Source organism: Novosphingobium sp. 550D, assembly GCF_057401885.1.
Genome location: NZ_CM171613.1, coordinates 2,535,598 through 2,560,544 on the forward strand (window position 1 = coordinate 2,535,598; position 24,947 = coordinate 2,560,544).

Consider the following 24,947-nt stretch of genomic DNA (forward strand, 5'->3'; position numbering starts at 1 on the left):
GATGACGACTCCCGCCATGATCGAGAACCGCACCTTTGACGAGATCGCGATTGGCGATGCCGCCAGCCTGTCGCGTACATTGACCCAGCGCGACATTCAGCTTTTCGCGCTGGTGTCGGGAGACGTCAATCCGGCCCATCTCGACCCGGAATTTGCGCAGGGCGACATGTTTCACCACGTCATCGCGCATGGCATGTGGGGGGGCGGGCTGATTTCCGCTGTGCTGGGCACCGAATTGCCGGGGCCGGGCACGATCTATCTGGAACAAAGCCTGCGCTTTTTGCGGCCTGTGGCGGTTGGCGATACGATCACCGCGCGTCTGACCGTTTCCGCCAAGGCCGAGCAGCACCATATCGTCACGCTAGATTGTCTGTGCACCAATCAGGCGGGTGAGGAGGTCATCAGCGGCGTGGCAAGTGTCAAGGCACCCACCCAAAAGGTGCGCCGCGCGCGGGCCAGCCTGCCCGATGTCAGCCTGTCGAACCATGATGCCTATCGCCGCTTGATGGCGGCGGCCAAGGACGCCCATCCGGTGGCCACCGCGATTGCCCATCCGTGCAGCGTGGCGGCGATTGTTGCGGTGGCCGAGGCGGTGGAGGCTGGATTGATCGTCCCCATTCTGGTCGGCCCGGCGGCCCGCATTCGCGCCACAGCGCAGGAGGCGGGGGTGGACATTGCCTCCTACCGCATTGTTGATGCGCCCCACAGCCATGCGGCCGCAGCGGCGGCGGTGGAACTGGTGCGAACCGGAGAGGCTGGGCTGCTGATGAAGGGTTCACTCCATACCGATGAATTGATGGCCGCCGTGGTCGCGCGCGAAACAGGGCTGCGCACGGAAAGGCGGATCAGCCATGTCTATCTGATGGACGTGCCGGGCCATCCCCGGCCCCTGTTGATTACCGATGCGGCGGTCAATATCGCGCCGACGTTGGCCGAGAAAGCCGATATCATCCGTAACGCGATCGACCTTGCCCATGTGATCGGCATAGAACAGCCCAAGGTGGCCATTCTTTCCGCCGTGGAAATGGTGAACCCGGCGATTGCCTCGACGATTGATGCGGCGGCGCTGTGCAAGATGGCGGATCGGGGCGAATTTGCCGGTGCGCTGCTCGATGGCCCATTGGCCTTTGACAATGCCATCAACGAGGGCGCGGCCAAGGAAAAGGGCATTGTCTCGCCCGTTGCTGGCAAGGCGGAAATCCTTGTGGTCCCCAATCTGGAGGCGGGCAATATGCTGGCCAAGCAATTGACCTTTCTGGGCGGGGCGGATGCGGCGGGCATCGTGCTGGGCGCGCGGGTGCCGATCATCCTGACCAGCCGGGCGGACAGTCTGACCACCCGCCTTGCCTCTTGCGCGGTGGCTGTGCTGCTGGCCCGTGCCGGGACAAAGGCGGCGCCCGGCCTGTTCCGGCCCACCTTATGAGCCGCGCTCTCATCAGCCTCAACTCCGGCTCGTCGAGCATCAAGTTCGGCCTTTATACGCTGGATCCGGACGGGCCGCGCCATGCCGCGGGCGGCAAGCTGGAAGGGATCGGCAGCGATCCGCGTATCCTTGTCCGCAAGGATGACGGCGAGGTGCTGCTCGAAAAATCATGGCCGGGCGGGGCGGGTCTGACCCATGAGGATCTGCTGGGCGAACTCTATGGCTGGGCGCAGGATCATCTGGGCGAGCATGAGATCGTCGCGGTGGGGCACAGGGTGGTGCATGGCGGCGGAGTATTCCATGCGCCGCAAAGGATCGATGCGGCCCTTGTCGACAGGCTGGAGGCATTCTCGCCGCTCGCGCCGCTGCATCAGCCCCACAATCTGGCCGCCATCCGCGAGATCGCCCGCATGGCGCCCCATCTGCTTCAGGTCGCCTGTTTCGATACCGCGTTTCATCATGCCATGCCTGCGGTGGCGACGCGACTGACGCTGCCGCGCCGGTTCGCGGAAAAAGGGGTTCGGCGGTATGGTTTTCATGGCCTGTCCTATGAATATATCGCCCGGCGTCTGGGTGAAATCGATCCCGGATTGGCCAAGGGGCGGGTGATCGTCGCCCATCTGGGCAATGGGGCCAGCCTTTGCGCGATGCGCGGCGGGGCCAGCATCGACACGACCATGGGGTTTACCGCGCTCGACGGGTTGATGATGGGCACGCGCAGCGGCGCTCTGGATCCGGGCGCGGTGCTGCATCTGATGCTTCAGGAAAGGATGAGCGTGCAGCAGGTCGAAGCCTTGCTCTATGGTCAGTCGGGCCTGCTGGGCGTGTCGGGCGTATCGGGCGATATGCGGGTGCTCCACGCCAGCGAGGACCTACATGCGAAGGAGGCGATAGAGCTGTTCGTCTGGACCGTCGCGCGCCATATGGCTGCTCTGATCGGCTCACTCGAAGGGGTGGACGGTATTGTCTTTACCGCCGGAATTGGCGAGAATGATGCCGCCATTCGCGCCGCCATATGCGCGCGCATGGCATGGGCAGGCATCATTCTGGACGAGGCGGCCAATGCCGCCAATGCCCCCGTCATCACCCGGCCCGACAGCCGCATCGCGGTGCGGGTCATCCCCACCGATGAAGAACGCATGATTGCATTCCACACTTTCAACATGCTGCACGATCAGCAGGGAGCAAGGGCATGAAACCATTGGTGGATCTTTCGGGCAAGCGCGGCCTTGTGGTGGGCATCGCCAATGAGCACAGTATCGCGGCGGGATGCGCGGCGGCCTTTGCGCAATGCGGGGCCACGCTGGCCGCGACCTATCTGAATGACAAGGCCAAGCCATTTGTCGAGCCGGTGGCCGAGCGTCTGGGCATGGACTGGCTGGCGCCCTGCGATGTGCGCGAAACGGGTCAGCTTGAAGCGTTGTTTGATGAGGTCAAAGCGCGTTGGGGAAAGCTGGATTTTCTGCTCCATTCCATTGCCTTTGCGCCGAGGGAGGATTTGCAGGGCAGGGTTGTCGATTGCTCTGCGGAGGGCTTTGCGCTGGCCATGGACGTGTCGTGCCACAGCTTTCTGCGCATGGCGCGCTTGGCCGAACCGCTGATGCAGGACGGGGGCTGTTTGATGTGCGTGACCTTCTACGGCTCGGACCGGGTGGTGGCGCATTACAACATGATGGGGCCGGTCAAGGCCGCGCTGGAAAGCGCGACCCGTTATATTGCAGCCGAACTCGGCCCGAAAGGCATCCGCGCCCACGCCATTTCGCCCGGCCCGATCGCCACGCGCGCGGCCAGCGGTATCGACCGTTTCGACGAATTGCTGGAGCGCGCCGCCGCCCTCGCTCCGGCCGGAACATTGGTTTCGATCGAGGATGTCGGCGCTCTGGCCGCTTTTTTGGCGAGCGATGCTGCGCGGCATATTACCGGCACCATCGTTCCTGTTGACGCCGGACAGCAATTGATGGCCTAAGCGCGGCTCAAAAATTCCCCCGAGCCCAAGAGTGCCAGATGCCGAACCAGAGAAAGGCGCCCTACAGCCTGTCCGAGAAGCGCGAGATGACCCGCGCGCAAAATATGGAAAAGATCGAGGCCGCAGCGTGGAAGGTCTTTTCGACGCTTGGCCTTGATGGCGCCACGGTGCGCGACATTGTGACCGAGAGCGAGGTTTCGGCGGGAAGTTTCTACAATTATTACCGCACCAAGGAGGCTGTGTTCGACAAGCTGGTCGGCCAGTTGATGGAGCGTATCCGCCTTGAAATCGCGGCGGCCAAAGCGGGCGCGCAGGATATCGAGACGATGCTGCGCCAGGGCTATGGCACCTTTATGAACATGCTGCTTTCGGTGCCGGGCGGCGCGGAATTCTTTGAAAGAAACCAGCATCATATAAGGTCAAGATTGTTCGGCTCGGCACAGATCAGAGCCTTGCTGGCCGATATTGAAATTGACGTTGCGCAGTTAGGCGTTCTCGACAGACTTGCCGAAAACGAGCGCAAACTCCTTGTCTCGATCATGTTCGCCACCGGAACAGAAGCCATATTCGGCGCCTTGAAAACCCGAAATGCCGACATTGCGGGGCTGGCCCGCTTTCTCGCCAGGCTGTTGACCCGCGGGATTGAAGGGTGTGAAACGGATTGAAGTAAATTCACAGAAATAGAATGTTGAAATTGGAGAATGATCTTTCTTTCGATCAACTCATTATCGACATTGGGGCGATATTGTCATCCCGGTTCGGATAAAAGGCTGTGAAATCGTTATTGTAATGCTTTAGCAATGGATGCGTGGCGAGTGATTGATCACGCATTGTTTCCGGACAATACAATGCATTTCTCGAAATTCTATCGTCTTATATGATTTACTTTCTCGCTTTACCTTGCGGCCCGATCACGATTTGGGTTCACGATGCTCGGCCACACGCATTGCGATCTTGCGCAAGGCGTCGTTGAAGAAATCTCGACCCGATTGGTCGACGTCCCGCAAAATTGCCTCGAAATAATCGCCGCGCATTTTTCGGGCGCGGTCAAAGATCACCTGGCCCTCGGGCAGAACGGAAATGATCTGCCGCTTGCGATTGCTTTCGTTGCTGTTGCGATCAATCAGGCCCGCATCGATCAACCGTTTCACGGCGCGGCTCACTTCGGCCCGATCGGAGTCGAAGGCCCCGCCAATATCGGCGGCGCTGGCCGGACCCACAGAGCAAATGAAGGCCAGCACCCTCCATTCGGCAAGGGTCAGCCCAAAATTTTCCTGCAATTGCTGCGCCGTTGCGCGGTCGATCATCCGCGCCAGCAAGAGCAGTCGGTGCGGCAAGTGGGAGCCGCCAAACAGATCCCATGTCCGTGGCAAAGTCATCCCACTATCGCTGCCAAAGCGAGCGGACAAATGCAATGGGAATCATGTTGACTAATCAACACTGGGCGATCATGAAAAGGGCATGACCCAAAACCATCCATTTTTGCCCCGGCTGGAACATGCCTTCACCATTTCGATCGATCTCTCGCGTCCCTATTGGATCACGCCTCCGGCACGCGGGGATACAAGGGCGGCGATTTTCGCGGCACAGGGTGTGATCGAGGGGCCTCGTCTGCAAGGCCGGGTGGTGCCTATGTCGGGCGGCGACTATCCGCTTTCGCGCCCCAACGGGGTGATTGATTTTGACGCGCGCTATTTGCTGGAAGCCGAGGATGGTGCGATCATCTATTTGGAAAATCGCGGCTTTCGCTGGGCGCGCAGCCCAGAAATAGCCGAAAAGATGCGCCGCAATGAACCCGTCGGCTTTGACGATTACTATATGCGCGTGACCCCGCGTTTCGACGCGCCCGCCGGGCCGCATGAATGGCTCAGCCAGCATGTTTTTGTAGGCGTTGCCGAAAAAGTGCCCAATGCCAACCGCATCCATTACTTCGTGGTGATGTGAATGACGGGCGGGGGATTGGCACCGTCCTATCCGGTTCTGATGCGCCCTGGCGTCGATCCGCACAGCGCGACGCACAAACCGCCCCTGCCGCCCACCAGTTTTGCCCGCTGGACCGAGCGCGGGCTGACCATCGAGCGCAACCATCGCGTCCGCTTGCGCGATGGGGTGGAGATCTTTGCCGACATCTATCGACCCGAGGGCGCACAGCAAGGCGTGCCGATCCTGTTGGCATGGGGGCCTTATGGCAAACATGCGCTGACCAATCGCGTGTTCTGGCCGCGATCCGGGGTGGAGCCGGATTGGCTGTCCGATCTCACCGCATTTGAGGCGCCCGATCCCCTTTTTTGGGCCGGGCATGGCGTTGGCGTGGCGGTGGTCGATCCGCGCGGAGCTTGGCTGTCGGGCGGCGATTTTCATCACAATGGTGCGCAGGAGGCGCTGGACTGCGCCGATACCATCGAGTGGCTGGCCGGGCTGCCGTGGTGCAACGGGCGGGTGGGGATGACGGGCGTGTCCTATCTGGCCGCGATCCAGTATCTGGTGGCGCCGCTCCATCCGCCCGCGCTGGCCGCGATCAATCCGTGGGAGGGCTTTTCCGACTGGTACCGCGAATTTGCCTATCATGGCGGCATTCCCGAAACCGGCTTTTTGCCGCGCGCCTCGGACAATATCCGCTTCTCGCTGGGGCGGACTGAGGACACGCTGGAAAATGTCCGCGCCCATCCGCTGATGGACGACTACTGGCTGTCGAAATCCTATGATCTGGCCGCGATTACTCAGCCTGCCTATGTTGTGGCCAGCTGGTCGGATCAGGGGCTTCATCTGCGTGGCACAATCGAGGCTTGGCGCCAGATGAGCAGCCCGCAAAAATGGCTGGATATCCATGGCCAGAAGAAATGGGCGCATTACTATTGCCCCGAAAGCCGCGCCCGGCAGGCCGCCTTTTTCCAGCATTTCCTGTTCGATCGCCCGACGGCTTTGGCCGCTTGGCCCCCGGTGCGGATCGAGATCCGCGACCGGCATGGTGTGCAGCAGGAACGGGCAGAACAGGAATGGCCGCCCGCGCGCACGGCCTATCGAGAACTCTTTCTTGATCCGGCGCGGGGCACCTTGTGCGATGCCGCGCCTCCGCCCTCCAGCCTGCGGCAGGACGCCATCCACGGCGAGGCCCATTTCACGGTTCGCTTTGACCGGCCCACCGAAATCACCGGCCATGCCGCCCTGCGCCTCTGGGTGGAGGCCGAGGGCAGCGATGATGCGGACCTGTTCATCGCCCTGCAAAAACTCGATGCCGACGGGCAGGAGGTGGGCTTCACCTTTTACGCCTTTTATGAAACCGGCCCCATTGCGCTGGGCTGGCAAAGGGCCAGCCATCGCGAATTGGACGAGGCGCTTTCCACGCCGGAACGCCCGGTGCACAGCCACCGCCGCGAGGAAAGGCTGAAACCGGGCGAGATCGTGCGGGTTGACGTCGAACTATGGCCTTTCTCGGTCCGCTTTGCGGCGGGCGAGAGCCTGCGGCTGGTGATTGCGGGGCGCGACATCTATCGGCCAGAGCCGGGCGCTATGCTGCCTTTCCCCCAGCATCAGGATACGCGCAATGCGGGCCATCATGTCTTTCACGGCGGCGGGGCGATGGCCTCGCGCCTGATCCTGCCCTTCATTCCCGCATCGGAGAATCCATGACATTGCAGCCTACCCCCTTGGCCACCCTTGCCGATTGCCGCCTTGAGCATGTGTTTGACATCGAGGTGCTGTTTGGCGCGGACCGGACTTTGTTCGGCCCTTTGCCCGGCGGCGGGCATCAGGGTTATACGCCCGCCATCGGCGGCACGATCACCGGGCCGCGCCTGACGGGCAGCGTGGTGCCCCATTCGGGCGCCGATTATGCCACGGTGCGTGAGGATGGCACCATCGAACTGCGCGCCCATTATCTGCTGCGCGCCGATGATGGCACGATGATCTATATCCAGAATCTGGGCTATCTGGTCCGCCCCCGCGCCGGCCAGGATCAGCCGTCCTATTTCAAGCTGACGCCCTATTTCCGGGTGCCGGTCGGGCCGCATGACTGGCTCAACCGAACGGTGATCGTAGGCGGGGGAGAGCGGCGATCCGACCCGGACCGCACGCTCTTTCGCTATTACGCTCTGGCCTGAGCGATCCGGCGCAGCCCCGGCGCGGCGGCCAGAAAACACAGGGCCGCCACAAAGAACACCAGCACCGCCAGCGACAGCGCGCTTTGCAAACCCTGCGCCGAGGCCTGACGACAGGCGGCGGCGATCGATTCGCCAGCGCCATGGGCGGGCATGCCTGCGGGGCAATCAACGCTATATTGGCCCGCATAGGCGGCGCGCGCCGCCCGGTCCGAGGCAAAGCCGACAAAGACCGGCCCGAGACCCGACCCGATCAGCGTATAGAGCAGGGTGTAGAGCGCCACCCCGCTGGCGCGCATACGGGTGGGCAAGAGGTTCTGGATCATGCCCGTGGTCGGCCCGTAAAACAGCAGGAGGAACGCGCCCGCCGCCAGCAGCAGCGCAAAGGCCGCGCCCAGCGACGTGGCATGAAAGGCCAGCCAATAGATCGGCGGCGCCAGCGTCAGCCCAAAGGCCGCGCCCCATGCGGGCCAGCGCGCATCGCGCCGCGCCAGCCAGTCGGTGCCGAAACTGCCCACGATCAGACCGAAGGTGATGGCAAGGCCCGAAATCAGGCCGAAATTGGCCGCCGCCTCGCGCACGCCCAGATGATGGGTGCGCGCCAGAAACACCGCCAGAAATTGCGAGATCGAGGTCATGCCAAATCCGGCCAGACTGCCCCCCGCGATCACGCAGAGCAGGGTGGGGTTGCCCGCCACCTCGCGCAGGAATTCGCCCACCGGCGGGGCCTTGCCGCCCTTTGTGCCGGTGTCATAACGCCCCCGTTCGGGTTCCGGCGCCAGCAGCAAAAGCAGGCCCGCCACCACAAATCCGGGCACCGCAAAGAGCAGAAAGGCCGTCCGCCAATGCCAGAGCGAGGCAATATGTCCGGCCAGCATCGCGCCCAGCAGCGTGCCGATGGGCGTGCCCAGCATCACCAGTGCAAAGGTTGAGGCGCGCTTTTCACGCGGGGCGATGTCGGCCACCATCGATGCGGTGGGGGGCACAAAGCCTGCCTCGCCCATGCCCACGCCAAGGCGGCTGGCGGCCAGCGCGGCAAAGCTGCCCGCCATGCCGGTGGCGGCGGTGGCCAGCGACCAGATGATGGTGCAGGACGCAATGATCCGTTTACGGGAAAAACGCTCGGCCAGCAGCCCGATCGGCAATCCGGCCAGAGCATAGAGCGCGGCAAAGACCAGCCCTTGCAACAGGCCCAATTGCAGATCGGTGAGCAGAAGATCGGCCTTGATCGTTTGTGCCAGCGCGGAAAACACCGCCCGGTCGGCAAAATTGAGCGTGCAGGTGAGCAGCAGCAGCACCAGCAAAGTCCGGCGGCGCGGAGCCGTAGGCGCGTTCATGCCGCTTCTCCAACGGCGCTGTGGCTGCGCGAGAGGGTGACGGCCTCGATCCGGTGAAACAGGCCATTTTGTATTTGATAGAGCGCCATGCTTTCAATGGCATAGGTGTCGCCAGCCTGCATGGTCCGGCCCGACAGTTCGACGCCGTCGCGCCTTGCGGTGAAAACCGAGGCCAGAGCCGCGGCAATGGCGCCGTCCCCGGCCAGAACGGCGCGCAGCCGCATCACCCGGTGGAAATCTTCGCGTGCCTGACGATAAAACGCCTTGATCGCCTCTGCGCCGCGAAAAAGCAGGCCCGTGCCAATGCGCAATTCCACATCGGGCGCGTAAAATCGGGCATAGGCATCTTCATCGCCCCGGTTGAAGGCGGCTATATAGTTCTCCATGATGGCATGTGGCTGCATGGCGATCTGCTCTCCCATTGTATTCTTGTAGAACCATCTTTGACTGCCTAAGTTGATAGATCAACATAATTCTCGGAGGCATGATGCGTGAGGTCCCATCCGGCGCGGCAGACAGGCTGGCATATCTGCTCAAACTGGTGGCTCATGGCCCGGATCGCTTCAGCCTTGGCGATCTGGCCGCGCGCGCAAGGCTTCCGGCCAGCACGGTCCATCGTCTGTTACAGGTGATGGTGCGGGCGGGATTGGTCGAACGTGGGGCGCATCAGACCTATCGTCCGGGGCGCGAATTCTATGCCATGGCGTCGCAACTGGTGGCGCGATTCGATGTCATCCGCTCGGCGCGACCTTTGCTGGAAGGACTGGTCGAGCGCTGGCATGAGACGGCGGTGCTGTGCACCTATAACCCCACCGACCGTCGTGCGACCATTGCCGATGTCGTCATGACCCCGCATCCTTTGCGCTTTGCGGTGGAAAGGGGAGGCGAGATCCTATTGCCTTGGGGCTCGCTGGGACGGGCGATTCTCGCCTTTCTTTCCGGCGGAGAGATGGAGGCGATTATTCGAGAAACGCGTTTCGGCCCTCTGACCGGCCGGCCGCGTGACCCGCGCAGCGAATTGGAAAAGGATCTGCGCGAGGTGCGTGAAGCGGGCGTGTCGCGCTTTTATGATCCCGACATCGAGATCGCGGGCATTTCCGCCCCGGTGTTCGGCGCCGAAGGGTTGGTTTTGGGCTGTATCGGTGTGACCATGCCATCCAAACGCTATTTGCTTCACGCCGAGGATGATCTGGTGCTGGCCGTGCATGAGGCGGGGCAAAATCTGAGTGCGCAGGCGTCCATGGGGCAAGGGAGTGTGAGTTGAAAATTCCAAAATACGGAATAGTGGTTCTGTAAGATGGAAGATGCTTGAAAGTTGATTGCTCAACATTATCGTCTCTTCCCGTAACCCGGCGCAAAAAAAACCGGGAAAATGGGAGAGGGCAATGAACTACCGCAAGGGGAAGGTGCTCGTTTACACCTCGTCGGCCGCCTTGGCCATGGCGATGTTTGGCGGCGCGGCGCATGCCGAAGAACCGGCCAAGGCCAAGGACAATGCGCCAGAAATCGTCGTTACCGCGCAATTCCGCAGCCAGAAGCTGCAGGATGTGCCCATCGCCATCACCGCTGTCAATTCGGCCATGCTGGAACAGCGCGGCGCCACCAATATTGCCGATATCGGGGCCAGCGCCCCCAACGTGACGCTGCGCCCGGCGGCGGCCAGTTTTGGTCCCTCCGTGGTTGCCTATATTCGCGGCGTGGGCCAACGCGACACCAATTTCGCGCTGGAGCCGGGGGTCGGCCTCTATATTGACGATGTTTATTTGCCCACGATGCATGGGTCGCTGCTCAATCTGGTCGATCTGGATCGGGTGGAGATCCTGCGCGGGCCGCAAGGCACATTGGCGGGACAGAATTCCATCGGCGGGGCCATCAAGCTCTATTCCAAAAAGCCCGATGCCAACCCGGACGCCTACATCTCGGCAACTTATGGCGCGTTCAACCGCGTCGAAATCCGCGGTGGTGCCAATTTCACCATCGCGCCGGACAAGCTCTATATGCGCCTGACCGGGGTGGGGGTGCACAAGGACGGCTATGTCACCCGCTATGACTATGCCTGCACCCATCCGGGCAGCACAGTGCCCAGCTCGGTCACCGGATCGAGCTGTAAATTGGGCACTGAAGGGGGCAAGGATTATGTCGCGGGCCGCGCGGCCTTCCGCTGGACCCCTGCCAGCTTCCTGACCGCCGATGTGGCGGTGGACATCACCCGCGACAACAGCGAGCCCACGCCTTCGACGCTGCTCTATGTGGGGCGCAACGCCAATCCCGGCTCGACCCTGACCGGCATCGCCAGCCCGCCTGCGGCGGCCTATGTGCTGAACGGCAATGTCTATGGCAATGCCACCGGATCGCCCTTCATCAGCTATTCGCCCTTTGGCTCCTATGCGCAGGATACGTTCAGCCGCAGCCCCTATATCAATTATGAGAATTACGCCGACACCGCCCCGCGCGACGGTTCGGCCCCGTGGCAGGCCCCGCTCAAGGCCGCGCTCAACACATGGGGCATTTCGGGCACGCTGAACGCCACGCTGACGCCCAATCTGAAACTGACATCGATCACCGCTTATCGTCAGTTCGACGGGGTTTACTCCACCGGCGACGGATCGCCGCTCAACCCCTCGCTTCAGGCCAACAATATTTATAACAAGCAATTCAGTCAGGAATTGCGCCTGTCGGCCAAATTCGGCGATCTGGCCAATCTGACCGTGGGCGGCTTCTATTTCTACAAGCGCAGCCGGTATCAGGCGCGGATCGAGCTGACCACGCTCAATTTTATCGAGGACGATTCGATCCCCGCCACCACCAAGGCGGTCTTTGCCAATGCCGACATCAGCCCGATCAGGAACCTGACCGTGATCGGCGGCATCCGTTATACCGATCAGTCCAAGACCTTTTACTATGGCCGCTTTGGCGTGCCGGGGTCGTCAACCGGCGGCGCGGTGCCGCCTTCGCTGGCGGCGCTCAATGGGCTGGTCGGGGGTTTCAGCGGCGGTCGGGTCGATTATCGCGCGGCGCTGCAATATCGTTTCAACGATGATGTGATGGGCTATGCCCAATTTTCCACCGGCTTTCGCGGCGGCGGCATCAATCCGCGCCCCTTCTTTCCCGCGCAAGCCCTGCCGCACAGCCCCGAAACCATCAATGCCTATGAAGTGGGCTTGAAAACCGACCTGTTTGACCGCCGGTTGCGGATGAATTTCTCCGGCTTCATCAACAAATACACCGATATTCTGGTGACGGCGGCCAGCTGTCCGTTGCCCGGTGTTCCGGCCGCGCCCTGTTCGCTGCCGCTCAATGCGGGCAATGCCACGATCAAGGGGCTGGAGGCCGAAATGCGGCTGCAGCCCGTGCCGGGGCTGACGGTGGAGGCATCGCTCGCCTATCTCAATTTCAAGTATGACTCCGTCAGCGCCGCCGCCGTCACCTCCGGCATCGGCACAGAGGACAAGGGCCAGTATATCTCGCCATGGCAATGGAGCTTTGCCGTGCAATATGACTGGAGCCTTGGCGACAAGGGCACCATCACTCCGCGCGTCGATGTCAACCATATCGACAGTTTCAACCGCAACGCCAACAATGTCGATGCCACCACCGGGGGCAAGGACATCTTTGGACAGGTGCCGGTCTATACGCTGGTGAACGCGCGCGTGGCCTATCAAACCGCGGGCAAGGAATGGGAGTTGGCCGTGGAAGGGCGCAACCTGACCGACAAGCTCTATTACACCGATATTTTCGACAATCGCGGATCGACCAATTCGATCCAGGGCACGCCTGCCGAACCGCGCACATGGGCGGTGACGGTCAAGCGCCGCTTCTGAACATCGGGGCGCCCGTGACGGCGCCCCCAATCATCCAATGTCACCATCCCTTTATCCCATTTTGCGGGAGGATCCCTCATGGCCACGTCCATTTCCAGCCAAACGCCCCCCGGCGAACCTATCGTCGCCGGGCTGCCCATGCCCGAATTTCGCCACATCACGGTTGAACCGATCAGCGGCGCCTGCGGGTGTGAAATCGGCGGGGTCGATCTGCGCCAGCCCTTGCGGCCCGAAGTGCTGGGCGAGATCATGCTGGCCTTTCAGCATTTCCTCGTCATCGTCTTTCGCGATCAGGACCTGACGCCCGAACAGCACAAGGCTTTCTCGCGCCATTTCGGCGAATTGACCGAATTGCCGCAGGCGCCCACGTATAATGGCGACAATCTGATGCAGGAGGTGCGCCGCGAGGCGTGGGAGCCGGTCAATGTCGTGCCCAGTTTCGAGCATTTCCACACCGACAGCCCCTTCCTGCCCCAGCCGCCCAAATGTATCGTGATGCGCGCATTGGATTGCCCGCAATGGGGCGGGGACACGGCCTTTTCCAACGCCTATCTGGTCTATGAACACCTCTCCGAAGGGATGAAGGCGCTGCTCGACGGTCTTCAGGTGGTCTATTCGGCCAAGGATGTGTGGAGCAAGAACGAGAAGCTCCCGCCCGAAAAGCGGCTGCGTCTGCGCGAGAGCCATGGGTTTACCGAGGATCAGCTGGAAAATATCCAGCCCGCCGTGCGCGTCCACCCCGAAACCGGACGCCGCGCGCTATTCGCCACCACTGCCTATTTCCGCCATTTCGTCGGGTGGAGCGAGGAGGAGAGCCGCGCCCTGCTCAACTATCTGCAAAGCCTGGCCCAGCATCTGCATTACCATTGCCGTGTCAAATGGCGCAAAGACACGCTGATCGTGTGGGACAACCGCTTCACGCTTCATCGCGGCGTGCATGATTTCAAGCATGAGCGGCGCCATCTGATCCGCACCACCGTCATCGGCGAGCGACCGATGGGCATAGCCGATCTGGCGGCGCGTTGAGCAAGGGGGAAAGATCGTGAAAGTTGGCACCGCCATTGCGCGCATCCTCAAGATCGAGGGCGTCGATGTCCTCTTTCGCTATCCGCGCAATGCGGTGCTGGAGGCCGCGGCCAAGGAGGATATCCGCACCATCATCGTGCGACAGGAACGCACCGGGCTGCATATGGCCGATGCCTATTCCCGCATGACGCGGGGTGAAAAGATGGGCGTCTTTGCCATGCAGCACGGGCCGGGCACGGAAAACGCCTATGGCGGCGTGGCGCAGGCTTTTTCCGAAAGCGTGCCGGTGCTGGTGCTGCCGCAAGGCTATGCGCGGGCGCTGGCCCATGTGCCGGACAATTACAACGCCTGCCGCTCGATGCGCGACATCACCAAAACCGCCGAGCCGATCCTGCGCGCACAGGATACGCCCGCGATCCTGCGCCGTGCTTTTACCGCCCTGCGCAACGGGCGGCGGCGGCCTGCTCTGGTGGAAATGCCGTGGGATGTGTTGACCGAGGATGTCGGCGAGACGCTGGATTACGCGCCGGTGGTATCCACCCGCTATGGCCCCGATCCGACGCAGGTGGCGGCTGTCGCGCGGCGGCTGGTCGATGCGCCCCGTTTGGTAGTTCACGCGGGGCAGGGGGTGCATTGGGCCAATGCCTATTCGGAACTGCTCGAACTGGCCGAATTGCTGGCCGCGCCCGTTTCCACCAGCCTTGAGGGCAAGAGCGCGTTCGACGAAACCCACCCGTTGGCGCTGGGTTCGGGCGGGGCGGCCATACCGGGGCAATTGCGCCATTTCCTCGACAGTGCCGATCTCATCTTCGGTATCGGTTGCAGCTTTGCCCAGACCGCCTTTGGCGTTGCCATGCCCGGCCATGTGCCGATCATCCATGCCACGCTCGACCCGGCCGACATTAACAAGGGCGTGCCCTGCGAGGCGGCGCTGATTGGCGATGCGCAATTGACGCTGGCCATGCTGATTGCCGAGGTGCGCAAGCTGTTGCCCGTCCCGCGCGACATGGGTCCAGTGGTCGATGAAATCCGCGCGGTAGAGCAGGCATGGCTCGCCCAATGGCTGCCCTTGCTGGAAAGCGCGGATGCACCGATCAGCCCCTATCGCGTCCTGTGGGAATTGCAGCGCACGGTCGATGTGGCCAATACGATCATCACCCATGATGCCGGTTCGCCGCGTGATCAGCTTACCCCTTTCTGGAAATCGATCACCCCGCTCAGCTATATCGGCTGGGGTAAATCCACCCAGCTTGGCTATGGACTGGGGCTGGCTATGGGGGCCAAGCTGGCCTGTCCCGACAAATTGTGCATTAACGTTTGGGGCGATGCGGCGATCGGTTTTACCGGCATGGATTTTGAAACTGCCGTGCGCGAGCGCCTGCCGATCCTTTCGATCCTGCTCAACAATTCGGCCATGGCCATCGAGCTGGACCAGATGCCGGTGGCGACGCAGCGCTATCACGCCACCGCCATTTCCGGCCATTATGCCGATTTTGCCCGCGCGCTGGGCGGCTATGGCGAGCGGATCACCGACCCGGCCCAAATCGCCGATGCAATCCGGCGCGGGATTGCCGCCACGCAGGCAGGCCAGCCCGCCTTGCTGGAATTCATGACCGCCAAGGAAACCAGAGCTTCGCGACTGTGACGGCGAGCCCGCTCACTATGGCGGAGCGCCCGCCCATCCGACCATTGACCACCGGGGAGGTGCAGGCTTTGCTGGATGGGCGGGAGGACGCGCTGGCCGATCTGCGCGATGATATGACGGCCAATTTCGCGCGCGGTCCGCGGGCGATCCTGCTGCGCGGGCTGGAGCCTGATATGTTGGGCGAAACCGGTTTTGCGGCCACTTTTGCCCGGCTGGGTAATTGGCTGGGCACATTGGCGATACAGTCGCCACAGGGCGAGCGCGTGGCCCGCGTCGAGCAAAGACCGGATGATCCCGCCCGGCGTGGCACCTATTCTGATGCGGAATTGCGCCCTCATACTGATCTTCACGACATATTGGCGCTGGCCTGTTATCGGGCCGCTGCTTCGGGCGGAGAAAGCCTGTTGCTCTCGGCGCGGGATGTTTGCCGGGCGGTCAGGCAGGAAACACCGTCGCTGTTGCCAGAATTGACCTGTCCCTATCATTGGGGCGGCAATCCGGCCCTGCAATCGTCGGGCAAGGCGCGGCCAAAGGTGCCGATCCTGCTGTTGCCCACGGATGCCGAATGCGGGCCACAGTTGGCCTATAATGGCTATTTCCTGCGACGGGGCGCGCTGGAACAAGGTGAGGAGGCACCCCCGGTGATCAACGCGTTCGACCGGCTGACGGCACGAATGGCGGGGCAGGCAAGGTTCGCCCTGATGCCGGGCGACATGTTGTTTTGGCACAATTGGAGCTGGTTGCATGGCCGCACGCCCTTTACCGATCGTGCCGGTCACTCCCGCCTGCTTTTTCGCCTGTGGATACGTTCCGCGCTGCCCCCGCGCGCGGATCCTGCGCTGCTTGAACTGGGGCTGCGGATAGATGAAGATCATCGAATAACAAGACAATGGGAGAGTGCAACGCCATGAACGAAGCCGCCGCCACGGTTCATACTGCGCCGCAAGACAATCGATGGCCATGGAAAGCGAGCTGGCCGCTGGCATTGCTCACCCTGATCGCGGTTTTCAATTACCTCGACCGGTCGCTGCTAGGGCTGGCGCTGCCTTTGGTCAAGCGCGAGTTCGGGGCCTCCGACACCGTGCTTGGTTTGGTGACCGGGATCGCTTTCGTCCTGCTCTATTCGGTGTTGGGTGTGCCGATCGCATGGCTGGCCGACCGCTATAACCGGCGCAACATCATCACCTTTGGGCTTGCGTTCTGGAGCCTGATGACGGCTCTGACCGGCTTTGTGGGTTCGGTCTGGCAATTGGCCATGGCGCGTTTCCTGATGGGCGCGGGTGAGGCCTGCGCCATGCCGCCGTCCAATTCGATCATTGCCGATCTTGTTCCTCCCCGTCGTCGTCCGCTGGCCATGGCCATATTCGGCACCGCCAATTCGCTGGCCTTCATCATCTTCTTTCCTATCGCCGGTTGGGTGGCGCAGCATTATGGCTGGCGGGCGATGTTTCTGGCCATGGGTGCGCCGGGCCTGCTGGTGGCCTTGCTATTTATCACGACGGTGCGCGAGCCTGTGCGACTGAGCCACGCGGTCGAAGCGTCCCGTCCGCAAGGTGGCGCGGTGATGGGCGGGGCGATCTTGCGCGATGTGGCCGAGCTGTTTCGCAACCGCTGGTTTGTTTGGGTATTTCTGGGTGTAACGCTGATGGGGGCCAATGTCTGGGCGGCGGGGGCGTGGACGCCCACGTTTTTTGCGCGCGTGCATCACATGAGTCTGGCCGAGGTGGCCGGCACCGTCGGCCCGGTACGCGGCTTTGTCGGCGCGGCGGGCGTGTTGGCCGGAGGTTTCCTGATTGATCGGCTGCCGGCCCATCGTGACGTTTGGCGCTTGGCCATTCCGGCCATTGCCTGCATTCTGGCCGGGCCTGCCGAGGCGTTGTTTCTGCTGGGCGATGCTCGCGGCCTATGGCTGTCAGGCTTTGTTGCCACCAGCTTTCTCTCGCTGATCCATCAGGGGCCGATCTATGCCGCAACGATGAATGTCGTGCGGCCGGGGCAGCGCGCGCTGGCCATTTCAGTGATCTTGTTCGGGGCCAGTTTTCTGGGCAATGTTGTGGGGCCAAGTGCGGTGGGCCTGCTCAACGACAGGCTTGCTGATGAATATGGACCCTTTGCGGTGCGCTACTCGATGCTGATCATCGCGGTGACACCGGTTCTGTCGGGCTTGTGCTTTTTGCGCGCCGCCTTTCTGCCGCATGGACAGGTGGAGGCGGCCTGAACTCTGGCCATGGTGGCCATTGCGCCGATTGGATGAGGTTCGAGGGTTTGGGTTGAAGGCAGTTCCGACAATTCTGAAAATTTCCCGGCCTGTCGGTGGGTTTTGACCGCCCTCGTATGATCCATCGATGATCCTGAAAATGGATTCCGAATTTTCGTTTCGGCGTCCCGCTATGATTCGCGCGGGCATGGGGGCGGGGCTTGGAATTCTTCAGGATCAGATAATCACAGCCGTTTCGCCAAATCGGAATATTCGAAACGGATGGAGTTACTATGCAGGCGGCCTGATGCCGCACCGCATTTCAGGGCGCGCAATAAGGGTTGAAGCGCCGCCCGGCAAAACAAAAAAGCCGATCGAAGCGACCGGCTGTTTTCTCATTTTCTTTACAAGGAGATAATGGTGCCTGGGGACGGGATCGAACCGCCGACACCGTGATTTTCAGTCACGTGCTCTACCAACTGAGCTACCCAGGCATTACCAATTTTTACCGTTTCCGTAAGAGGTTGTTGTCACCACCTCGCCGCCGGTGGAGGGGCCTATGGCTAACCGGATCGGTCTTTGCAAGCCAAAAAAACACTTCCGTTAAAACTTATTTCTCATCGTCAGCATTTGCGGGGTTTCCGGGCAGGGCATAGCCATCCGAAAGCCACTGCAACAGGTCACGATCCCTGCAACGGGTCGAACAAAAGGGTTTGTGTGATTCGCTGCGGGGCTTGCCGCAGACTGGGCATTTGCGATTTTGTTGCATCATGATGTCACCGCCTGCGCGAATCCGCCATCAAGGGCAAGACCCGCATCCTCCTGAAATTCCAGCCGACGTCCGCTGCGCTGCGCCAATTCATTGCGCCATGCGGGTGTGATGGCGGCGATCACCTGTGGATGGGCGCGCAGCAACAGCACACCGGCCTCCTGAATGCGTTCGGCACGCCGCAGCAGCAAACGGGCCGCCGCACCGACCTGCGCATGGGTCAGGCGCGACAGCAAAGAAGGCCGCTCCATCCGCGCGACAATCTGCACAAAGCCAAAGCCGTTCATGGCGGTGCGCTCATGCGTCCAGCCTTCCAGCCCCTGCGTCAGGGCGGCATCCACGGCTTGTCGTTCGGCCTTGGCCTCCAGAGTGGGGAAATCGATGCCCAGCGACCCACTCAGGTCCAGCCGCAATATAGTCGCCGCCACAGCCTCCGCCGCCGCCACGGCCAGCGCAGGCGGGGGCAGGGGGCCGTCAACGTCAATGACTGTCATTGCGGGCGTAGGCGAAAGCACCAGCGAGCCGCCGGTAAAGTCCACGCTCCCACTCCATGCCTCGGCCCATACATCTTCCCACACGCCGGTGGGGAATTGGCGAACCACCTGCGCATCGGGCAGCGCTTCGGCCAAGCGCGGCGCAGGGCGCAGGGGCGCGTCACTGGGGCGTGAATGGGCCAGTTTGTAGCGGCCTGTCTCGGCCATGGCGCTGCGGGTGATTTCGACGCGGATCGGGGCGCCCTCGCTCGCCTCACGCGGCAGGCGGTCGACCAATGCTTCCTCGCCGCTGTTCAGGCGCAGGACGCCGCGGCGCGATCCACCGGCGCGGCGGATCAGCACGGCCTCCTCCACCTGTCCAGGCGCGGCGCGTCCGGGCCAGTCGATCTTGGCCGCAACCACTTCCGAGCCATCGAGCAGCACCGCGCGATCCTCGCCGATGCCTTGCTCGATCAGCCACATAGGGGTTTAATCCAGAGGATAGGCGGCCGCACGCAACAGCGCCCGCGTTTCGTAAAGGGGCAGGCCGATCACGCCCGAATGGCTGCCCGACAAACGCCGGATCAGCGCCTCGGCGCGGCCCTGAATGGCATAACCACCGGCCTTGCCCAGACCTTCGCCGCTGGCGATATAGGCCTCGATTTCCTGATCGGTCAGGTTTTTGAAAATGACGATCGTCTCAACCTGCTTCACGCGTTCGCGCCCAATGGCGTCGATCACGCAGACCGAAGAGATGCACAATTGCCGCCGCCCGGAAATTGCGCACAACATCTCATGCTGCAATTCCACCGTATCGGCAGGGGGCAGGACACGGCGACCCAGCGCCACGGACGTATCGCCCGCGATCACGATTTCGCCCGGTGCCCGATCTACCGCACGCGCCTTTTCCACCGCAAGGCGGCGGGCATAGGCGCGTGGCAATTCGCCCTTTAACGGGGTTTCGTCGATGTCGGGGCTGGCGATCCTGTCGGGCACCACGCCCAGACGCGCCAAAAGATCCCGCCGCCGGGGCGAGGAAGAGGCCAGCACCAGCATAGGTTTGCCAGCCTGATCAGTCATGACCATGGCTTAGTACGAGCCGGGGCCACCGCGACCGGGCATAAAGCGATAGGTGATGCGACCCTTGGTCAGGTCGTAAGGGGTCAGCTCGACCAGCACCTCGTCGCCCACCAGAACGCGGATGCGGTTCTTGCGCATCTTGCCGGCGGTGTGACCGAGGATCTCGTGATCATTCTCCAGCCGCACGCGGAACATCGCGTTGGGCAGAAGTTCGACCACCTGGCCGCGCATTTCGAGCAGTTCTTCTTTCGCCATCCGTAAACTTCGGTTCTCTGATAAAAGGGGAGATTGGGGCGCGCCATAGACTCAGATGCAGGAAAAGGAAAGCCCAAGTCGCGCAACTCTTGGCCAACACCGGAAATAGATCGGCAAAAATGTAGCGGGAGTGCGACAATATGTTACCATGCCGCACTTGCGAATGGCCGGATCAAACGGCATCCGCATAGCCCTGTCAGCCTGCGGGATCATAATGGGCTGTCTCAGGGAGTATCCAGTTTTGCGCAAATTTGCCTTTGTCCCGGTGTCACTGGTGTGGGTGATGGCGTCCACAGGGTCGGTGATGGCCCAGACGTCATCTGTGGGCGCAGAGGCTGCGCCTTTGGCCGCCGTGGCCGACAGCCCCTCCGTGGACGCCGCCGCCAGCGAGGGCGCGTCCGACGACGCCGCGACAAGCAGCAGCGCCGGAACACCCAAAAACCGCGAGATCGTCGTCATCGCCGACCGCATCAAGGGGCAGGTCGAAGCGCCCCAGCCCCCGATTGCCGTGTTCGATGAAGAAGACATTGCCGCCTATGGCGCGACGACGGTGGACGATCTGATCACCGCGATCTCGCCGCAAACGGGTTCGGGCCGTGGGCGCGGGTCCGGCGGGCCGGTCATTCTGGTCAATGGACAGCGGATCACCAATTTCCGCGAAATGATGAATTACCCGCCGGAATCGATCCGCCGGGTCGAAGTTCTGCCCGAAGAAGTCGCGCTGCGATATGGTTACAGCGCGGATCAACGGGTGGTGAACATCATCCTCAAGGACCATTTCAAGGCCCGCACCGCCGAAATCGAAGACGCGATTTCCGACAGCATCGGCGCCAACACGGTCAAGGGCATGGCCTCGATCCTCAAGATCGACAAAGGCAAGCGCATGAACCTGACGGTCAAGGCGGACAAGACCAATCCCGTGACCGAGGCGCAGGCAAAGATCATGCAGGCCAGTGGTTCGACCCCCACTGTTGCGGGCGATCCGCAACCGGCCGACAACCGCACCGTTATTTCCAATACCAAGGATTATTCGATCAACGGCACCTATACCGTGCCGATTGGCAAGGACGGCATGGGCGGCAATATGACGTTCAACGCGCTGGCCTCGCGTGCGGATGTGACGGGGCTGGTCGGGTTGAACAGCTATTCGCCGTCGAGCGATGTCCTGCGCACCTTTGACGGGGCGCTGACACGGCGGACGTTGACCGATACGTTCTCGGCCGGGGCGGGGGTGAACAAGCGCCTGCTGGATTGGAACCTGTCGGCCACCGCCGATATCAGCCACGTCGACACCACCGTTACCACCGCCAACCGCGTCACGGACAGCGCCATACTGGCCGCTGCCCTTGCCGGCGGAACTTCGCCCGGCGGCGGCTTTACCACGGCCTTGAGCAAGACCGACACGGTCACGACGCTGGTGACGCTCAGCGGGCGTCCGGTTACGCTGCCTGCGGGCAAGATGGCCGTGACGGTCAAGGGTGGCTTTAACTACACCGCTCTGGCCGCCAGCAGCACCAGCGCGTTGAGCGCTTCGTCCAATCTGAAGCGCGGCGATGCGTCGCTGGGCGTCAATCTGGGCATCCCTCTGACCAGCCGCCGCGAACATGTGGGCGAGGCATTGGGCGATATCACGCTCAACCTGTCGGCATCGGCTGATCACCTGTCCGATTTCGGCAATCTGGTGGACATGAGCGCGGGCCTGACGTGGAACCTGACCGACAAGCTGGGTTTTCAGGCGAGCTATATGTATGATGAGGCTGCGCCTTCTTTGGCCAATCTTGGCTCTCCGATGGTCGCGACCTATAACGTATCGGTCTATGACTTTGTGAAAAGCCAGACCGTGCTGGCCACGGTTATCACCGGCGGCAATTCGGCGCTGTTCAAGGAACATCGCAACGATATCAAGCTGGGGCTGAATTGGACCCCGCCGATTTTGAAGGGCGCATCCAATCTGGTGGTTGAATATTTCAACAACCGTTCCTCCAATGTCACCAATGCTTTCCCGACCACCTTGACGACCGCGATCGAAGGCGCCTTTCCGGGGCGTGTGACGCGCGATGTGACGACGGGCCTGATCACTTCGATCGACCGGCGCGCCATCACGTTGGCCGAAACGCGCGATGAGCATGTGCGCTGGGGTTTCAACATCGGTGGCAATCTGGGCAAGGAAATCAAGACGCAGGGACGCGGACCTATGGGGTTCATGGGTGGCCCGCCCCCCGGTGGCGGCCCTGGTGGTGCAGGTGGTCCGCCCCCCGGTGGCGGGATGAGTGGCCCTCCGCCCGGTGGCGGTCCGGGTGGTCCCGGTGGCCCTCCCGGTGGTGGACGTGGCGGTCGCGGTGGCCGGTACGAAGGCCGTTGGAACCTCTCGTTTTATCACACGGTCAATTTCGTAAACCGGGTTCAGGTCGCGGCCAGCGGTCCTTTGCTTGACCTGCTGGGCGGCGATGCCTTGTCGGGCGGGGGCACGGCGCGCCATTCGCTCGAAGGTGAGGGCGGGTTCTTCTTCAAGGGCATCGGCCTGCGCATGAATGGCACGTGGACCGCGCCAACGCATGTCAACGGCAGCGGGGCGCCCGGTTCGACCGATCTGCGCTTTGGCGCGCTGTTCAAACTGAACACGCGGTTGTTCTTTGACCTTGGCCAGCAGAAGCGTCTGGTGCGCGATCATCCTTTCTTCAAGGACGCGCGTTTCAGCATCGGCGCCAAGAACATCTTTAACCAGCGCCAGCGTGTGACGGACAATGCAGGCAACACGCCGCTGTCCTATCAACCGCTGTATGTGGACCCGCAGGGCCGCGTTGTAGAAATCGAATTCCGCAAGATGTTCTGATGGGTTTTGAGAATTGGGCAAAAGCTGGGGGAGAGGCGGGGTCTGCCTCTCCCCTTTTTGCTTTGATGGTCCTATCTGGGCGGGATGGTTGATGATGCGAACAATCCCCCCGACCGCGCGGCCGACCGCTTTCACGAGGATAAGGCAACCAGTCTGATCCGTGGAACGGGCGAAAGGCCCGATCTGGACGCCGGCGTGGCGGCGATCCGCGAGGTGCTGGCCACTTTGCCGGTGCGGCCCGGCGTGTACCGGATGCAGGATGCGCGCGGCGATGTGCTGTATGTCGGCAAGGCGCGGGCTTTGCGCAATCGCGTGGCCAATTATACGCAGGTGGACCGCCTGCCTCTGCGCCTGCAACGCATGGTGTCGCAAACGCGCAGCATGACCATCGTCACCACCAACAGCGAGGCCGAGGCTCTCCTGCTGGAAGCGCAGTTGATCAAACGGTTTCGCCCGCCCTACAATGTGCTGCTGCGGGACGATAAGAGCTTTCCGTTTATTTTGTTGCGCACCGATCATGATTTTGCGCGGATCACCAAACATCGCGGGGCACGGCGGGCGCCGGGCAATTACTACGGCCCATTTGCCAGCGCCGGTTCGGTCAACACGACGATCAACGCGTTGCAGAAACTGTTTCTGCTGCGCTCCTGCACGGATTCCTTCTTTTCGCGGCGCGACCGGCCCTGCCTGCTCTATCAGATCAAGCGGTGCAGCGCCCCTTGTGTCGACCGGATCAGCAAGGAGGATTACGGCGAACTGGTGCGTCAGGCCAAGGACTTCCTTGGCGGCAAGAGCAATGCGGTTCAGCGCGAAATCGAGGCCCAGATGAGCGCGGCGGCCGAGGATCTCGATTTCGAACGCGCCGCCATGTTGCGCGACCGTCTGCGTGCGGCGACCTTTATCCAAGGATCACAGGCGCTCCATGCCGAGGGCCTTCCCAATGCCGACATCTTTGCCTGCGCGGAAAAGGCGGGGCAAATCGCCATTCAGGCCTTTTTTATCCGCGGCGGTCAGAATTGGGGCCACCGTGCCTTTTTCCCGGCCCGTACCGAAGGCATGGAAATGGGCGAGGTGCTGCAAAGCTTTATGGCGCAATTCTATGAAGAAGTGCCGCCGCCCCGCGTCATCCTGATCGATCGCGCTTTGCCCGAAACTGACCTACTGGCCGAGGCGTTGAAAGAGGCCGCAGGGGGCAAGGTGGAGATTTCCACGCCCCAACGCGGGGATCGCAAACGCCTGCTGGAACAGGCGCAGCGCAATGCCGTCGAGGCGCTGGACCGCCGCATGGCCGAAAGCGGCAGCAAGGCAAAAGTCTGGCGCGAGATGGCCGATTTCCTTGAACTGGACGAACCGGCGCGGATTGAGGTTTACGACAACAGCCATATTCAGGGCCAGCACGCCCTTGGCGCGATGATCTGTGCGGGGCCGGAGGGTTTCTTGAAAAACCAGTACCGCAAATGGAACATCCGCGAGGCCCAGACCAACGACGACTTTGCCATGATGCGCGAGGTGATGACCCGTCGCTTTGGCCGCGCGATGGAGGAAGACCCTGATCGCGACAAAGGCCAATGGCCCGATTGCGTTTTGATCGACGGGGGCAAGGGGCAGATGAGCGCGGTCAAGGCTGCGCTCGAAGAACTGGGCGTCGAGGATGTGCCGCTGATCGCCATTGCGAAGGGGCCGCACCATGGCCGCGACGGGCGCGAGGTGTTCCATTTCCCCGATGGGCGCGAGAAAATGCTGCCGGTCAATTCGCCGGTCCTGTTCCATCTGCAACGCATGCGCGATGAGGTGCACCGCTTCGTTATCGGCGCGCATCGTGAAAAGCGCAGCCGGGCGATTACGGCCAGTCCGCTGGATGAAATCCCCGGCATCGGTCCGGCCCGCAAACGCGCTCTGTTGCTGCATTTCGGCACGGCCAGTCGGGTTCGCGCCGCCTCGCTGGAGGATTTGGCGCGAACGCCCGGAGTGTCAGAGGCGGTGGCGCGGACGGTCTATGATTTCTATCATCCGGGGGGATAGGCG

23 protein-coding genes and 1 tRNA gene are annotated in these 24,947 nt (G+C 62.1%); 16 read left to right on the forward strand and 8 right to left on the reverse strand.

The window, feature by feature from the left end:
- The first annotated feature begins 1 nt into the window (after position 1).
- From AC2S2E_RS11975 to AC2S2E_RS11990, 4 genes are read left to right on the forward strand one after another with little or no spacing between them, the layout of a single operon-like run.
- Positions 2–1,423 (forward strand): bifunctional enoyl-CoA hydratase/phosphate acetyltransferase, encoded by a 1,422-nt coding sequence (locus tag AC2S2E_RS11975; RefSeq protein WP_486524594.1) that lies wholly within the window; start codon positions 2–4, stop codon positions 1,421–1,423.
- Complete coding sequence (locus AC2S2E_RS11980; RefSeq protein WP_486522492.1) at positions 1,420–2,619, forward strand: acetate/propionate family kinase; 1,200 nt, start codon at positions 1,420–1,422, stop codon at positions 2,617–2,619. The genes AC2S2E_RS11975 and AC2S2E_RS11980 overlap by 4 nt, the downstream gene beginning before the upstream one ends.
- Positions 2,616–3,389: an enoyl-ACP reductase FabI gene (gene fabI / locus AC2S2E_RS11985; RefSeq protein WP_486522493.1), complete on the forward strand. Its 774-nt coding sequence runs from the start codon at positions 2,616–2,618 to the stop codon at positions 3,387–3,389. Before AC2S2E_RS11980 ends, fabI begins: the two co-directional genes overlap by 4 nt.
- Before the next feature lie 38 nt (positions 3,390–3,427).
- Complete coding sequence (locus AC2S2E_RS11990) at positions 3,428–4,054, forward strand: TetR/AcrR family transcriptional regulator (RefSeq protein ID WP_486522494.1); 627 nt, start codon at positions 3,428–3,430, stop codon at positions 4,052–4,054.
- A gap of 246 nt (positions 4,055–4,300) precedes the next feature.
- Here AC2S2E_RS11990 and AC2S2E_RS11995 read toward each other — a convergent pair whose 3' ends face one another.
- Entirely contained in the window at positions 4,301–4,768 is a 468-nt protein-coding gene (locus AC2S2E_RS11995; RefSeq protein WP_486522495.1) for a MarR family winged helix-turn-helix transcriptional regulator, read from the reverse strand.
- An 82-nt stretch (positions 4,769–4,850) separates the two neighbouring features.
- On the opposite strand from AC2S2E_RS11995, the gene AC2S2E_RS12000 reads away from it, so the two are divergent.
- From AC2S2E_RS12000 to AC2S2E_RS12010, 3 genes are read left to right on the forward strand one after another with little or no spacing between them, the layout of a single operon-like run.
- Complete coding sequence (locus tag AC2S2E_RS12000) at positions 4,851–5,333, forward strand: DUF3237 family protein (protein ID WP_476103953.1); 483 nt, start codon at positions 4,851–4,853, stop codon at positions 5,331–5,333.
- Positions 5,334–7,019 carry a CocE/NonD family hydrolase gene (locus tag AC2S2E_RS12005; RefSeq protein ID WP_486522496.1) on the forward strand — a complete coding sequence of 562 codons (1,686 nt, stop codon included), beginning with the start codon at positions 5,334–5,336 and terminating at the stop codon, positions 7,017–7,019.
- Complete coding sequence (locus AC2S2E_RS12010) at positions 7,016–7,489, forward strand: DUF3237 domain-containing protein (protein ID WP_486522497.1); 474 nt, start codon at positions 7,016–7,018, stop codon at positions 7,487–7,489. The genes AC2S2E_RS12005 and AC2S2E_RS12010 overlap by 4 nt, the downstream gene beginning before the upstream one ends.
- On the opposite strand, the gene AC2S2E_RS12015 is transcribed toward AC2S2E_RS12010, so the two are convergent.
- Positions 7,474–8,823 carry an MFS transporter gene (locus AC2S2E_RS12015; protein WP_486522498.1) on the reverse strand — a complete coding sequence of 450 codons (1,350 nt, stop codon included), beginning with the start codon at positions 8,821–8,823 and terminating at the stop codon, positions 7,474–7,476. The two genes, AC2S2E_RS12010 and AC2S2E_RS12015, sit on opposite strands and share 16 nt — an antisense overlap.
- Entirely contained in the window at positions 8,820–9,209 is a 390-nt protein-coding gene (locus tag AC2S2E_RS12020) for a YybH family protein (protein WP_476103944.1), read from the reverse strand. The genes AC2S2E_RS12015 and AC2S2E_RS12020 overlap by 4 nt, the downstream gene beginning before the upstream one ends.
- A 98-nt stretch (positions 9,210–9,307) precedes the next feature.
- On the opposite strand from AC2S2E_RS12020, the gene AC2S2E_RS12025 reads away from it, so the two are divergent.
- From AC2S2E_RS12025 to AC2S2E_RS12055, 7 genes are all read left to right on the forward strand, one after another.
- Entirely contained in the window at positions 9,308–10,087 is a 780-nt protein-coding gene (locus AC2S2E_RS12025) for an IclR family transcriptional regulator (protein ID WP_476103942.1), read from the forward strand.
- A gap of 121 nt (positions 10,088–10,208) precedes the next feature.
- Positions 10,209–12,644, forward strand: a complete 2,436-nt coding sequence (locus AC2S2E_RS12030) for a TonB-dependent receptor (protein ID WP_486522499.1) — start codon at positions 10,209–10,211, stop codon at positions 12,642–12,644.
- A 78-nt stretch (positions 12,645–12,722) separates the two neighbouring features.
- Entirely contained in the window at positions 12,723–13,670 is a 948-nt protein-coding gene (locus AC2S2E_RS12035) for a TauD/TfdA dioxygenase family protein (RefSeq protein ID WP_486522500.1), read from the forward strand.
- 16 nt (positions 13,671–13,686) lie between these two features.
- A complete protein-coding gene (locus AC2S2E_RS12040; RefSeq protein ID WP_486522501.1) occupies positions 13,687–15,315 on the forward strand; it encodes a thiamine pyrophosphate-requiring protein in 1,629 nt (542 codons plus the stop codon).
- Positions 15,316–15,359: 44 nt separating this feature from the next.
- The gene (locus tag AC2S2E_RS12045) at positions 15,360–16,226 is read left to right on the forward strand and encodes a TauD/TfdA family dioxygenase (RefSeq protein WP_486522502.1); all 867 of its coding nucleotides are present in this window, start codon (positions 15,360–15,362) and stop codon (positions 16,224–16,226) included.
- Entirely contained in the window at positions 16,223–17,533 is a 1,311-nt protein-coding gene (locus AC2S2E_RS12050) for a spinster family MFS transporter (protein ID WP_486522503.1), read from the forward strand. Before AC2S2E_RS12045 ends, AC2S2E_RS12050 begins: the two co-directional genes overlap by 4 nt.
- A 127-nt stretch (positions 17,534–17,660) precedes the next feature.
- The gene (locus tag AC2S2E_RS12055; RefSeq protein ID WP_486522504.1) at positions 17,661–17,930 is read left to right on the forward strand and encodes a hypothetical protein; all 270 of its coding nucleotides are present in this window, start codon (positions 17,661–17,663) and stop codon (positions 17,928–17,930) included.
- Here the strand turns inward: AC2S2E_RS12055 and AC2S2E_RS12060 are convergent.
- The 5 genes from AC2S2E_RS12060 to infA form a co-directional block, all read right to left on the reverse strand.
- Positions 17,931–18,006: transfer RNA gene (locus tag AC2S2E_RS12060), tRNA-Phe, on the reverse strand.
- A gap of 116 nt (positions 18,007–18,122) precedes the next feature.
- Positions 18,123–18,284, reverse strand: a complete 162-nt coding sequence (gene yacG / locus AC2S2E_RS12065; protein WP_476103928.1) for a DNA gyrase inhibitor YacG — start codon at positions 18,282–18,284, stop codon at positions 18,123–18,125.
- On the reverse strand, positions 18,281–19,237 hold the full coding sequence (locus tag AC2S2E_RS12070; RefSeq protein WP_486522505.1) for a ribonuclease: 957 nt from the start codon (positions 19,235–19,237) through the stop codon (positions 18,281–18,283). Before AC2S2E_RS12070 ends, yacG begins: the two co-directional genes overlap by 4 nt.
- A gap of 6 nt (positions 19,238–19,243) precedes the next feature.
- Positions 19,244–19,840 carry a Maf family protein gene (locus AC2S2E_RS12075; protein WP_486522506.1) on the reverse strand — a complete coding sequence of 199 codons (597 nt, stop codon included), beginning with the start codon at positions 19,838–19,840 and terminating at the stop codon, positions 19,244–19,246.
- Positions 19,841–19,843: 3 nt separating this feature from the next.
- On the reverse strand, positions 19,844–20,089 hold the full coding sequence (infA, locus tag AC2S2E_RS12080) for a translation initiation factor IF-1 (RefSeq protein WP_168605162.1): 246 nt from the start codon (positions 20,087–20,089) through the stop codon (positions 19,844–19,846).
- 283 nt (positions 20,090–20,372) lie between these two features.
- Here infA and AC2S2E_RS12085 point away from each other — a divergent pair, with 283 nt between their 5' ends.
- Positions 20,373–22,922 (forward strand): TonB-dependent receptor, encoded by a 2,550-nt coding sequence (locus AC2S2E_RS12085; RefSeq protein ID WP_486522507.1) that lies wholly within the window; start codon positions 20,373–20,375, stop codon positions 22,920–22,922.
- An 84-nt stretch (positions 22,923–23,006) separates the two neighbouring features.
- Positions 23,007–24,944 carry an excinuclease ABC subunit UvrC gene (gene uvrC / locus AC2S2E_RS12090; protein WP_476103920.1) on the forward strand — a complete coding sequence of 646 codons (1,938 nt, stop codon included), beginning with the start codon at positions 23,007–23,009 and terminating at the stop codon, positions 24,942–24,944.
- The last annotated feature ends 3 nt before the right edge of the window (positions 24,945–24,947 follow it).